This is a genomic window from Nocardioides zeicaulis (genome assembly GCF_042432345.1).
Classification (GTDB): Bacteria; Actinomycetota; Actinomycetes; order Propionibacteriales; family Nocardioidaceae; genus Nocardioides; species Nocardioides zeicaulis.
The window spans coordinates 1,722,275-1,734,740 of record NZ_JBHLXH010000001.1 but is presented as its reverse complement, the minus strand read 5'-3'; the positions used below and the strand labels follow the sequence as shown (position 1 = coordinate 1,734,740).

The 12,466-nt window shown below is 73.1% G+C and carries 10 protein-coding genes and 1 tRNA gene; 6 read left to right on the top strand and 5 right to left on the bottom strand.

Annotation, left to right across the window (positions count from 1 at the left end; all coding sequences use genetic code 11):
• Positions 1 to 132 precede the first annotated feature (132 nt).
• Both ACFFJG_RS08485 and ACFFJG_RS08480 read right to left on the bottom strand, forming a co-directional pair.
• A tRNA-Gly gene (locus ACFFJG_RS08485) sits at positions 133 to 208 on the bottom strand.
• Positions 209 to 249: 41 nt separating this feature from the next.
• Positions 250 to 1,011, bottom strand: coding sequence for an SGNH/GDSL hydrolase family protein (locus ACFFJG_RS08480; RefSeq protein ID WP_378518166.1), 762 nt, complete (start codon positions 1,009 to 1,011; stop codon positions 250 to 252).
• A gap of 56 nt (positions 1,012 to 1,067) precedes the next feature.
• On the opposite strand from ACFFJG_RS08480, the gene dcd reads away from it, so the two are divergent.
• The 6 genes from dcd to ACFFJG_RS08450 all read left to right on the top strand — a co-directional run bounded on the left by dcd (position 1,068) and on the right by ACFFJG_RS08450 (position 6,745).
• Complete coding sequence (dcd, locus tag ACFFJG_RS08475) at positions 1,068 to 1,643, top strand: dCTP deaminase (RefSeq protein WP_378518165.1); 576 nt, start codon at positions 1,068 to 1,070, stop codon at positions 1,641 to 1,643.
• A 113-nt stretch (positions 1,644 to 1,756) separates the two neighbouring features.
• A complete protein-coding gene (locus tag ACFFJG_RS08470) occupies positions 1,757 to 2,809 on the top strand; it encodes an iron-siderophore ABC transporter substrate-binding protein (RefSeq protein WP_378518164.1) in 1,053 nt (350 codons plus the stop codon).
• A gap of 25 nt (positions 2,810 to 2,834) precedes the next feature.
• Positions 2,835 to 3,857 carry a FecCD family ABC transporter permease gene (locus ACFFJG_RS08465; RefSeq protein WP_378518163.1) on the top strand — a complete coding sequence of 341 codons (1,023 nt, stop codon included), beginning with the start codon at positions 2,835 to 2,837 and terminating at the stop codon, positions 3,855 to 3,857.
• Between the two features lie 4 nt (positions 3,858 to 3,861).
• Positions 3,862 to 4,929 (top strand): FecCD family ABC transporter permease, encoded by a 1,068-nt coding sequence (locus ACFFJG_RS08460; RefSeq protein WP_378518162.1) that lies wholly within the window; start codon positions 3,862 to 3,864, stop codon positions 4,927 to 4,929.
• A complete protein-coding gene (locus ACFFJG_RS08455; RefSeq protein WP_378518161.1) occupies positions 4,926 to 5,798 on the top strand; it encodes an ABC transporter ATP-binding protein in 873 nt (290 codons plus the stop codon). The genes ACFFJG_RS08460 and ACFFJG_RS08455 overlap by 4 nt, the downstream gene beginning before the upstream one ends.
• The gene (locus tag ACFFJG_RS08450; protein WP_378518160.1) at positions 5,795 to 6,745 is read left to right on the top strand and encodes a siderophore-interacting protein; all 951 of its coding nucleotides are present in this window, start codon (positions 5,795 to 5,797) and stop codon (positions 6,743 to 6,745) included. The genes ACFFJG_RS08455 and ACFFJG_RS08450 overlap by 4 nt, the downstream gene beginning before the upstream one ends.
• 197 nt (positions 6,746 to 6,942) lie before the next feature.
• On the opposite strand, the gene ACFFJG_RS08445 is transcribed toward ACFFJG_RS08450, so the two are convergent.
• The 3 genes from ACFFJG_RS08445 to ACFFJG_RS08435 form a co-directional block, all read right to left on the bottom strand.
• The gene (locus ACFFJG_RS08445) at positions 6,943 to 7,791 is read right to left on the bottom strand and encodes a DUF4097 family beta strand repeat-containing protein (protein ID WP_378518159.1); all 849 of its coding nucleotides are present in this window, start codon (positions 7,789 to 7,791) and stop codon (positions 6,943 to 6,945) included.
• Positions 7,792 to 7,879: 88 nt separating this feature from the next.
• Complete coding sequence (locus ACFFJG_RS08440) at positions 7,880 to 8,422, bottom strand: toxin-antitoxin system HicB family antitoxin (RefSeq protein WP_378518158.1); 543 nt, start codon at positions 8,420 to 8,422, stop codon at positions 7,880 to 7,882.
• A 234-nt stretch (positions 8,423 to 8,656) separates the two neighbouring features.
• Entirely contained in the window at positions 8,657 to 12,394 is a 3,738-nt protein-coding gene (locus tag ACFFJG_RS08435; RefSeq protein ID WP_378518157.1) for a heterodisulfide reductase-related iron-sulfur binding cluster, read from the bottom strand.
• Between the last annotated feature and the right edge of the window lie 72 nt (positions 12,395 to 12,466).

Below are 12,466 nucleotides of genomic sequence, written 5' to 3'. Positions count from 1 at the left end.
TGCGGACGACCGGTCGACACGCCGGGACGGACCGGCCGAACGCAGCGGACTACCGAGCCGAGCGAGGGAAGAGGCCGTCGGAAGGGCGGGCAGGGCGTCGCGCTCGGCGCGACCTTCCTCCGGTGCAGAAACTGGAGCGGATGACGAGACTCGAACTCGCGACATCGACCTTGGGAAGGTCGCGCTCTACCAACTGAGCTACATCCGCATGCCGACCGTGGACGGCGCGCCGAACACTACCCGACGGCGTCAGCGCAGGGTGTGGAAGCCCGGGTGCTTCGGGGACACGGTGTCGCCCGAGGAGCGGCCGGTGACCCGGCGGTGCACCCACGGCACGAGGAACTCGCGGGTCCACTGCGCGTTGGCGCGCCACTGCTCGCGGCGTGCCAGGGCGGGCAGCGGCTCGAGCTCGACCGGCGCGATCGCGTGCTCGACGCCGATGGCCTCGAGCACCGCGCGGGCGATGTGGGTGTGGCCGAACGCGTTGAGGTGCATCCGGTCGGCGTCCATCGCCGCGGCGATCTCGACGTCGCGCATGCGCCACATGTCGACGAGGGTCGCGCCGTGCCGGTCGGCGATCTCGCGCACCCACTCGTTGAAGATCGCCATCCGCCCGCGCACGGGCCCGTAGATCCCGCCGGAGCCGGGGTCGTAGACGGTGAACATGACCACGCGCGCCCCGGTGCCGACGAGGCGCGCGATCGCGGCGTCGTACGTCGCGGCGATCGCGTCGATGTCGACGCGGGGGCGCAGCACGTCGTTGCCGCCGCCGTGGATGGTGATGAGGTCGGGCTCGAGCGCGATGGCGGCGTCGAGCTGCTCCTCGACGATGGGGCCGAGCTTGCGGCCGCGGATGGCGAGGTTGGCGTAGCCGAAGTCGTCGGTCTGCTGGGCGAGCACCTCGGCGACGCGGTCGGCCCAGCCGCGCAGGCCGTTGGGCCGGGTGGGGTCGGGGTCGCCGACGCCCTCGGTGAAGGAGTCGCCGAGGGCGACGTAGCGGTGGAAGGTCACCGGTCCATTGTGATCACCCCGCGACGGCGGCGTGATGCGGGGCTAGTGTCGGCCGGGTGCTGCTCTCCGACCGTGACATCACCGCCGAGATCGACGCCGGACGGATCGCGCTGGACCCCTGGGACCCGCAGATGATGCAGCCCTCCAGCGTCGACGTCCGGCTCGACCGGTTCTTCCGCGTCTTCGAGAACCACCGCTACCCCGACATCGACCCGATGGCCGACCAGTCCGACCTGACCCGCGAGGTCGAGCCGGTGGGCGACGAGCCGTTCATCCTGCACCCGGGCGAGTTCGTGCTGGGCTCGACGTACGAGGTCATCAGCCTGCCCGACGACGTGGCCGCGCGCGTCGAGGGCAAGTCGTCGCTCGGCCGGCTCGGACTGCTCACCCACGCCACCGCCGGCTTCGTCGACCCCGGCTTCTCCGGCCACGTCACGCTCGAGCTGGCCAACGTCGCCACGCTGCCGATCAAGCTCTACCCCGGCATGAAGATCGGGCAGTTCTGCTTCTTCCGGCTTTCCTCGCCGAGCGAGCACCCGTACGGGTCGGAGAGGTACGGCTCGCGCTACCAGGGCCAGCGCGGCCCGACGCCCAGCCGGTCGTTCCAGGACTTCCACCGCACCCGGATCTGAGCGCGCGGCGGGTCCGGATGGTGGATTAGCGCATACCCGCGTTGTCTAATTCGGCGCCGGTGTGGTTAGGCTCTCCTTAGTTAGGTCAGCCTCACCCCGTCACCGGAGAACAGATGAAGCGAACGATCGCCGCGCCCCTGGCCGCGGCCGCCCTCCTGGTCGCAGCCCTCGCCGGCTGCAGCACCGGGTCCACGACCGCCAGCGACACCGGCGCCGAGCCGTCGGCCACGTCGTCCGTCGACGCCGACGCCTTCCCGGTGACGATCGAGCACGCGCTGGGCACCACGACGATCGAGCAGGAGCCCACCCGGGTCGTGGCCGTGGGCTACGCCGAGGCCGACTACCCGCTCTCGCTGGGCGTGGTCCCGGTCGGCGCGGACAAGATCGAGTACGCCGGCAACGAGAACGACTCCTCCGACTGGTTCGACGAGGCCCTGGCCGACATCGACGGCGCCGAGCAGCCGACCCGCTTCAGCACCTCCGACGGCGTGCCGGTCGACGAGATCGTCAAGCTGCAGCCCGACCTGGTGACCGCCACGCAGTCGGGGATGACCCAGGAGGAGTACGACAAGCTCTCCGAGGCCGGCATCCCGGTCGTGGCCTACCCCGAGGCGCCCTACAACACGACCTGGCAGGAGTCGCTGGAGATGGTCGGCAAGGCGCTCGGCCGCAGCGAGCTCGCCGCCGACGTCGCCGACGAGACCGAGCAGGTCATCGCCGACACCGCCGCGGAGTTCCCGCAGCTCGAGGGCAAGACCTTCACCTTCGCCGGCCCCAACGCCGACCCGTCGTCGTTCTACGTCTACACCGCGATGGACAACCGGCCGCGCCTGCTGGTCGAGCTCGGCATGGTCAACTCGCCGATCGTCGAGGAGCGCAGCGAGCCGGGCCAGTTCCTGTTCAACATCTCCGCCGAGCGCACCGAGCAGCTCGACGCCGACGTGTTCCTCACCTACGCCACCTCCGCGGACAACGTCCGCGAGCTCGCCGAGGACCCGCTGTTCCAGCAGATCCCCGCGGTGGCCGACAACCGCTGGTACGCCACGGTCGAGCTGACCGAGGCCATCGGCCTGTCCGCCCCGTCCCCGCTGTCGATCCCGGTCGGCATGGAGCGCTACATCCCGAAGGTCGCCGCGGCGGTCGACGGCGACGGCTCCACCACGTGACCCGGCGCTGACGAGGACCGATCCCATGGCGATGACCATCCCCGGGCTGGGACAGCTCGACCGGCCGCGGAGCTCCTCCGCGGGCAGCCGGGCGACGGCGTACGCCGTGATGCTCGGGCTGCTCCTGGTGGCCGTGGTGGTCTCGGTCCTCGTCGGCTCCCGGCTCATCTCGCCGGCGGCGGTCCTCGAGGGCGGCCCCGACCGGACCGTCGTCGAGGTGAGGGCCGTGCGCACCGCGCTGGGCCTGCTCGTCGGCGTGGCCCTGGGCCTGGCGGGTGCGTGCATGCAGGGCCTGACCCGCAACCCGCTCGCCGACCCCGGCATCCTCGGCGTCAACTCCGGCGCGGCACTCGCCATCGTGCTGGGCATCGCCTACCTCGGGGTGGGCAGCCTGACCGGCTTCGTCGCGCTGGGCCTGCTCGGCGCTGCCGTCGCCTCAGTGGCCGTGCACGCCATCGCCAGCGCCGGCCGCGACGGTGCGACCCCGGCCAAGCTCACCGTCGCGGGCGCCGCCTTCGCCGCGGCCGCCAGCAGCTGGACGGTCGCGGTCCAGCTCGTCGACCAGACGGCGCTCGACGTGATGCGCCGGTGGCAGGTCGGCTCGATCGGTGGGCGGCCGTGGGACCTCGTCGTGACCCTCGCCCCGGTGTTCCTCGTCGGCGCTGGCCTCGCGCTCGCCCTGTCGCGGGTCCTGAACGCCCTCGCGCTGGGGGAGGAGATGGCCGCCGGCCTCGGCCGCCACACCACCCGGGACCGCCTCCTCGTCGGCCTCGCGATCGTGCTGCTCGCGGGCACCGCGACGGCGGCCGCCGGGCCGATCGCGTTCGTCGGCCTCGTCGTCCCCCACCTCGTCCGCACCCGCACCGGCTCCGACCACCGTCACCTGCTGCCGCTCAGCGCGGGCTACGGCGCCGTGCTCGTGCTGCTCGCCGACACCGCGGGTCGCGTCGTGCTGCCGCCCTCGGAGGTGCAGGTCGGCATCATGACCGCCGTCGTCGGGGTGCCCTTCTTCCTGCTGCTGGTCCGCCGTGGCCGGATGGGGATGTGAGTCGATGAGTGCGCCCACCCTTCCCGTCGCCGCGGTGACGACCCCCGACGAGCCCGCCGTGCGGACCGACCTGCGCACCGCCACGCGCCGCACCCGCCGCCGTCGGCGGGTCGTGCTCGGGTGCCTGGTCGCCGCGCTGGTCGCCGCGTTCGCCGTGCGGGTGCTGCTCGGCGACTACACCTTCACCGTCCCGGACTTCTTCCGGATCCTCTTCGGGGAGCAGGTCCCCGTCTCGACGTTCATCCTGATGGAGACCAAGCTGCCGCGCGCGGTGCTCGCCGTGCTCGTCGGCGTCGCCCTCGGGTCGACCGGCTCGCTCTTCCAGATGCTGCTGCGCAACCCCCTGGCCTCCCCCGACATCGTCGGCGTGAGCCTCGGCGCCAGCGCCGCGGGGATCTTCGCGCTGCTCACCCTGGGGCTCCGCGACGGCGCGGTGTCCGCCTTCGCCGTGGTCGGGGCCGTCGCCGTGTCGGCCGCGGTGCGGTGGGTGGCCGGCACGACCGGCGGCTACCGCCTCGTCCTCACCGGCGTCGGCGTGGCCGCCGCGATGACGTCGGTCGTGCAGTACCTCCTCGCGCGCTCCAACACCTGGGACGTCCAGCTGGCGCTGCGGTGGCTGGTCGGCAGCCTCAACAACGTGCCGTGGTCGACGATCGGGACGCTCGCGCTCGCGCTCGCCGTGCTGCTGCCGGTGCTGGCGTACCTGTCGCGCTCCCTGGAGGTCCTCGAGCTGGGTGACGAGGCCGCCGCCGGTCTCGGCACGGGACGCCACCGCACCGACGCGCTGCTGCTCGTCGGCGTCCTGCTCACCGCCGTCGCCGTGGCCGCCGCCGGCCCCGTCGCGTTCGTCGCTTTCATGGCGGGACCGATCGCCCGGGCGTTCCTGGGCGGGCGGCACAGCCTGCTCGCCGGTGCGCTCGTCGGTGCGGTGCTGATGCTGCTCGCCGACTACGCAGCGGCGTACCTCGTCCCCGGCGTCGTGCTGCCGGTGGGCATCGTCACCGGAGCGGTCGGCGGACCGTTCCTGCTCTGGCTACTGGCGCGAGGCGCCGCGACCGGGAGGACCCGATGACCCGCTCGACCGGCGCCAGCAGGCTGCGCGCCCAGTCCCTCACCCTCGGCTACGGCGACCGCGAGGTCGTCTCCGAGGTCGACCTCGAGGTCCCCGACGGCAAGGTCACCGTCGTCGTCGGACCCAACGCGTGCGGCAAGTCCACGCTGCTGAAGGGCCTGGCCCGCCTGGCCCGTCCGCAGCGCGGTGCCGTGCTGCTCGACGGCGAGGAGATCCACCGCCGGCCGACCAAGGAGGTCGCCAAGGTGCTGGGCCTGCTCCCGCAGAACCCCGTGGCGCCCGAGGGCGTCGTGGTCGCCGACCTCGTCGGCCGCGGCCGGCACCCCCACCAGGGCCTGTTCACCCGGTGGAGCGCCGAGGACCGTGCCGCCGTCGAGGAGGCGATGGTCCTCACCGACACCTTCGAGCTCGCCGACCGTGCGGTCGACGAGCTGTCCGGCGGCCAGCGCCAGCGGGTGTGGATCGCGATGGCCCTCGCGCAGGGCACCGACCTGCTGCTGCTCGACGAGCCGACCACCTACCTCGACGTCGCGCACCAGGTCGAGATGCTCGACCTGCTCGTCGAGCTCAACGCCCGCCGCGGCACCACCGTCGTGATGGTGCTGCACGACCTCAACCTCTCGGCCCGCTACGCCGACCACCTCGTCGCGGTCCGCGCCGGACGCATCGTGGCCGAGGGGACCCCCGCCGAGGTGGTGACCGAGGACGTCGTGCGCTCCGTCTTCGGCCTCGACAACCGGGTCATCCAGGACCCGGTCTCCCACACCCCGCTCGTCGTCCCCGTCGGCCGGCACCAGCCCCGTCCGTCCGGCCCCCGCCCGACCGCCCCGTCCGCCCCGTCCGCCCCGTCCAGCCAGGAGAACCGATGACCGTGACCACCAGCTCGAACCAGGCTGCCCTGCCGATGCTCTTCACCGACGTGGAGGTCGTCTCGGTCGAGCGGCTCACGCCGTCGTTCGTGCGGGTCGAGCTCGGCAGCCCCGACCTGGCCCACTTCGGGGTCGACGGCCCGCGCTACGACCAGCGGATCAAGCTGGTCTTCCCCGACCCGGTCACCGGCGGCATCACCTCCACCGAGGGCGCCGACGAGACCTGGTTCGCGACCTGGATGGAGCGCGACGCCGCGGAGCGCGGCCACATGCGCACCTACACGATCCGTGACGTCCGTGGCTCCGGCGAGCGGACGACGTTCGTCGTCGACATGGTGCTGCACCTCGACGACGACCTCGTCGGGCCGGGCTCCACGTGGGCCTCGACCGCCGAGGTCGGCGACCGGATCGTGCTGATGGCGCCGCGCCGCGGCTTCCCCTACGGCGGGATCGAGTTCGACCCCGTCCCGGGCGCCGACCTGCTGCTGGTCGGCGACGAGACCGCCGTGCCGGCGATCTGCACCGTCCTGGAGCAGCTGCCCGACGACGCGGTCGGCGCGGCGTTCCTCGAGGTGCCGGTCGCGGGCGACGTGCAGGACGTTCGCCACCCCGCGGGGGTCGACGTGGTGTGGCTGCCGCGCGGCGACCGCGAGCTGGGGGTCGCCCTGCACGACGCCGTCGTCGCCCACCTGGGGATCCCGGGCGCCCACGTCGAGGTGGCGCCCGACGAGGTCGACCCCGACCTGTGGGAGACGCCGTCGTACTCCTCCTCCGGCGAGGACGTCGTCGACGGCGCGTCAGGCGTCGGCGGGACCTACGCGTGGATCGCGGGGGAGTCGAAGGTGGTCACGGGGCTGCGCCGCCACCTGGTCAACGAGCTCGGCTTCGACCGCAGCCGGGTGGCGTTCATGGGCTACTGGCGTCGCGGCGTGGCGATGCGCTCCTGAGCCTTGACGACGTACGACGAGCCGGGCCCGTGCGGGCCCGGCTCGTCGTGCGCGGTGGCGGGTTCAGCGGCGCTTGGGGGCGCGGGGCGTGTAGCGCACGCGCTCGGCGATGCGGTGGCGTGCGATGAGCTCGATGTCGGTGAACGAGTCGTGCATGGCCGTGCTCCTCTCGGTGGTGGTGGTTCAGCTCTGGTGGTTCAGCTCTGGTGGAGGGTGACGTCGCCCGAGGCCGTGGTGGCACGGACCTCGAGGTAGGGCTGGTCGGCAGCGGGCTCGCCCGTGCGCGGCAGCGTGGAGGTGAGGCGGCCGCTGGCGGTGCGGACGTCGGTCCACACCGGGGTGCCGGCGACGACCCCGATCCGGACGTCGCCGCTGGCGGTCTTGGCGGTGAGCCGGCCGGCGCCCACCTCGGCGACCTGCAGGTCGCCGGACCCGGTGGTGAAGACCGCTTCGCCGCCCAGGGACCCGATCGCGGCGTCGCCGGACCCGGTCTTGACCGCGAGGTCCTCGCCCGCGGCGTCGATCCGTACGTCGCCGCTGCCGGTGGAGACGACCAGCGACGACTCCGCGCTGCCGATCACCACGTCGCCGGAGCCGGTGCGGACCCGCGCGTCACCGACGAGGTGGCGCGCGTCGAGGTCACCGGAGCCGGACTGCACCACGGTCGAGCCGTCGACGACGTCGAGGGTGACGTCACCGGACCCGCTCTCGACGCGGGTGTCGTCGAAGCGGCCGTGGGCGTGGACGTCGCTGCTGCCGACCTTGGCGGTGAACGCGCTGGCGACCGGGACCGTGACGACGATGTCGGCGCGCGGGTCGCGGCCCAGGAAGCCGCCGCCCCGCGAGGGGGCGAGGACGGCGATCCGGCGACGGCCGTCGGCGTCCCCGAGGTCGCGGACCTCGAACTCCTCGGCGCGCTCGCCGGTGATGCGGACGCTCGTGGTGCCGGCGCCGCTGGCGGTGACGTCGACCAGCCCGCGGCCGTTCTCGACGTACAGCTCGACCGGCTCCGGGGTCTCGAAGGTGCGGTCCAGGTGGTTGCTCATGGGTCTCTCCAGCCTGCGTGAGGGTGTGGTCGGCCGACGGGCCGGCCGGTGCCGGTCCGCGGAGGGCGGTGCTGAGGGGTGGGGCGGGTCAGATCCAGCCGGTCATCCGGCGGTTGCCCTGCTTCCGGGTCGAGGCGAACGGGTCGTAGCCCACGAACGGGACGCTGCTGAGGTCGATGTCGACGTTGATCGCGTGGTCGCTGGTCGCGCCGCGCACCACGCCGACCAGCCAGGTGTTGAGGCTCTGGCCGGCGGCGGCCGCCTTCTCCTCGGCCCGGGCCTTGACCGACTCGGGGATGCGGAGGGTGATGCGGGCGAGGTCGCCGTCGGGCTCCTCGGGCGGCGCCGGCGGGGTGGGCGGCGGGGGCGGCTCGGGCAACGCGGTCGGCGGGGCCACCTCGACGACGAAGTCGAGCTCGCGACCGACGAGGCGGACGTCGACGCTGCCGTCGGGCAGCTCGGCGGTGATCTCGGCGGCCGCGTGCGAGATGGCCTCCATCAGCGCGAGCCGGGCGCTCGGGTCGAGGGCGTACGCCAGCCGCTCGGCCGCCTGCTTGAGCTCCTCGCTGCCGGCCTCGGCCGCGGCGACGAGGTCGCGGCGGAGGGTGTCGACGTACGGGGTGATGTCCATGGGCACCACTCTGACATCACAGTGACGTCATGTCAACACCATCGTGATGTCAGGTGACGTCGCGGTGCCGTCACCGTGCCATTAGCCCGGCTAGTCCGCTGCGTTCGACCGGTGTGACAGGGCTCAGCGCCCGTCGACCGCAGCGGACTACCGGGTGGGTGAAAGGGCGCGAAAGCCGGACGGACCCGCACCGAGGAGGTGCGGGTCCGTCGGGTGGACGATGCGGGCGGGCCGTCAGAGGTCGAAGAGCGAGCCCGTCCCGCTGATGTCGACGCCCGTGCGCGGGGAGTGCGCCGCGGTGCCGGAGCCGGCCGGCTTGGCCTGCGGCTGCTCCTCCGGCTCGTCCTGCTCGCCCGTCGACTCCTCGTCAGCGGGCTCGGCCGCGGTCTCCTCCGTGGTTGCCGCCTCCGTCGTGGCCGTGTCCGCCGCCGTGTCCGCTGCGGTGTCCGCTGCGGTGTCCGCTGCGGTGTCCGACGCCGGCTCGGCCGGGGGGTCGTCGGCATCGCGGAACGTCGCCGCCTGGCTCAGGTCGGCACCGCTCGGGGGCGCGGACGAGGACGCCGGCTCCGCGGCCGGCTCCTCGGGCTGTGCGGTCGCCTCAGGCTGCGCAGCCTCGGGCTCGGCAGGGGTCGACGGCGCCGCCGCCGCTGCCGGGGCGGACGTCGTGGCCGGGGCCTCGATGTCGAAGAGGGAGCCGAGGCTGCCCAGGTCGACGTCGGTGGCCGGGGTGGAGACGGTCCCGCCGACCGCGGGCGACTCCGCAACAGCTGCCTCGGTCCCGGCGGGCTGCTCGGTCGCCTCCTCGGCGGCCGGCTGCTCCTCGACCACCGGGGTGGCCGCGGCCGCTGGCTCGGGCTCGACCGGAGCCGGCGCCGGAGCGGGGGTCGCGGCGGCCGCCGCGGGTGCCGGCGAGGAGGTCTCGGCCGGGGCCTCGAGGTCGAACAGCGAGCCCAGGCTCGACAGGTCGGCATCGGTGGTCGGCGTGGACGTCGTCGTGCTCGCCGCGGGCTCACTGGGAGCTGAGTCGCTGGGAGCTGAGTCGCTGGGAGACTCAGGGTCCAGTGCGGGCGCAGCAGGCACCGGGTCCGGGGCGGCGATGTCGAAGAGCGACCCGCCGTTGCCCAGGCCCTTGGCCGGCTCCGGGGCCGCTGCGGGGGCGGGCGTCGCGGGTGCCGTGTCCGTGGCGGGCTGCGGGGCGGGGGCGGCCTCCGGCTCGGGCGTACCGAGGTCGAAGAGCGAGCCGCCGGCGCCGAGGTCGGTGGTCGGCTCCGGCGCAGCGGGCGCCCCGGCCGTGGCCTCCCCGGACGGGGCGGGCGCGGCCTCGGCAGCAGAAGCGGCCGCGGGCTCGGCGGCGGAAGCCTCCGGGGCGGCGGGGGCCGGGGTGTCGAAGAGCGACCCGCCGGCGAACGGGTCGGACGCCTTCGCCTCGGCCGCGGGCGCGTCCTCGGTGGCGGCAGGCTCCGCCGGCTGCGCGGAGGCAGGCTCGGCCGGTGCCTCCGGTGCCGGGGTGTCGAAGAGCGAGCCGGTGCTGGTGGGCTGCGGCTCCGGCTCGGCGTCGGCGGGGGTGTCGAAGAGCGACGAGCCGCCCGAGGCCTTGGCGGCGGGGCCGGCGTCGGCGGTGTCGGTGACCGTGTCCCCGGTGACCGTGACGTCGCCCGCCTCGGGCTCGTCCTTGGTCGCCACGTCGGTCGTCGTGGTGGCAGCGGACGCGGCCGGGGCGGCCGCGGGTGCGGAGCCGGGAGCGGCCTTCGTGGCCTGCTCGCCCTTGACCGAGGCCAGCAGCATCTGCGCGACGTCGAGGACCTCGACCTCCTCGCGGGCCTCGCCCTTGCTCTGCTGCATGGTGAGCCCGTCGGAGAGCATCACCCGGCAGAACGGGCAGCCGACGGCGATCTGGTCGGCGCCGGTGCCGACGGCCTCCTTGGTGCGGTTCATGTTGATCCGCTCGCCGAGGTTCTCCTCCATCCACATGCGGGCGCCGCCGGCGCCGCAGCAGAAGGACCGCTCGGAGTTGCGCTCCATCTCGATGACCTCGGCGCCGGGCAGCACCTGGAGCAGCTCGCGCGGGGGCGAGTACACCTGGTTGTGACGGCCGAGGTAGCACGGGTCGTGGTAGGTGATCGAGCGCTTCGCGGCGCCCGGCCCCTCCTTGACGGGCGTCAGCCTGCCCTCGCGCACGAGACGGTTGAGCAGCTGGGTGTGGTGGACGACCTCGAGCTCGATGCCGAAGTCCTTGTACTCGTTCTTGAGCGTGTTGAAGCAGTGGGCGCAGGTCGAGACGACCTTCTTGACCTTGTACTCCCGGAAGGTCTCGACGTTCTGCTGGGCCAGGCCCTGGAAGACGAACTCGTTGCCGGCGCGGCGGGCCGGGTCGCCGGTGCAGGTCTCGCCGTTGCCCAGCACGCCGAAGGAGATGCCGGCCATGTCGAGCAGCTCCGCGACCGCGCGGGTCGTCTTCTTCGCGCGGTCCTCGTACGCGCCGGCGCAGCCGACCCAGAACAGCCAGTCGACCGACTCGAGCGACTCGAGGTCCTCGCCGACGACCGGGACGTCGAACTCCAGGCCCTTGGCCCAGTCCATGCGGGCCGAGGCCGACATGTTCCACGGGTTGCCCTTGTTCTCCAGGCCCTTGAAGAGCTGGTTGAGCTCGGCGGGGAAGTTGGACTCCACCAGCAGCTGGTAGCGCCGCATGTCCATGATGTGGTCGACGTGCTCGATGTCGACCGGGCACTGCTGGACGCACGCGCCGCACGAGGTGCAGCTCCACAGCACGTCCTCGTCGATCACGAAGTCGCCGTCGGCCGGGTTGTAGAAGTAGTCCAGGACGTCGTCGCCCGCGCCGGCGGTCTCGCCCTTCGAGCCGACGCCGACGAGCTGGCGCTCGGCGTGCGGCACGGCGCCGTCGGTGCTGCCCGTCCCGTCGCTGCCGGTGGCGACGCGGGTGCTCGTCGCCGCGTCGTGCTTGGCGTACGCGTGGTCGCGCAGGCTGGTGATGAGGAGCTTGGGGGAGAGCGGCTTCTCGGTGTTCCACGCCGGGCACTGCGACTGGCAGCGGCCGCACTCGGTGCAGGTGGTGAAGTCGAGGATGCCCTTCCAGGAGAAGTCCTCGACCTTGCCTACGCCGAGGGTGGACTCCTCGTCGAGGTCGTCCAGGTCGTCGAGCGTGACCGGCTTGCCGTCGGAGGTCAGCGGCTTCATCGCGCCGAGCGCGGTGCTGCCGTCCTCCTCGCGCTTGTAGTAGATGTTGAACCAGGCGGTGAAGCGGTGCCAGGCGATGCCCATGGTGATGTTGCGGGCGATCACCATCAGCCAGATCATCGCCAGCGCGATCTTGAACGCCGCGATGGCGTAGATCATGTTCTCGAGGGTGCCCGGGGTGTTCGGGTAGAGCGCGTCGCCGATCCACGAGGCGATCGGGTAGTGCGAGCGCCCGGCGTCCTCGTCGAGCTTCCACTCCGCGGCCCGCACGAAGAGGATCGCCGCGCCCTCGAGCAGCGCGAGCGCCTCGACGAAGTAGGCCTGCCAGAACGTCGAGCCGAAGAACCGGCTCCGGCGGCCCTCGGAGCGCGGGTGGTGCTTCTGGCGGTAGACGATGAGGTAGACGATGCCGACCGTGCTCAGCAGGCCGATGAGCTCGCTGAACCACTCGTACGGGTACCAGTGGCCCACGAGCGGCCAGGCGAAGCTGGGCGAGAAGAGCTGGAAGTACGCCGCGAGGACGGCGGTGCTGAGGAACAGGAACGCCGCGTAGACGAACCAGTGCATCACCCCGACCCAGTGCCACTGGAGCATCCGGGTGTGGAGGAACGTCTCCTTGAGCATGGTGGCCGCACGGCCCGCGGGGTTGCCGTTGCGCCCGGGCGCCGGCTGGCCCGAGCGGATCACGCCCAGCATCCGACGGACGGCCGGCACCAGGAGGGCGACGGCGGCGACGGTCAGTGCGAACGAGACGACGATCGCGAAGATCTGCATGGGGGACTGCTCCTCGGTCGGGGCGTACGAGCCGGAGCATAGGGCCGCACGTGGCGCCCCCGGCAGGCTCGT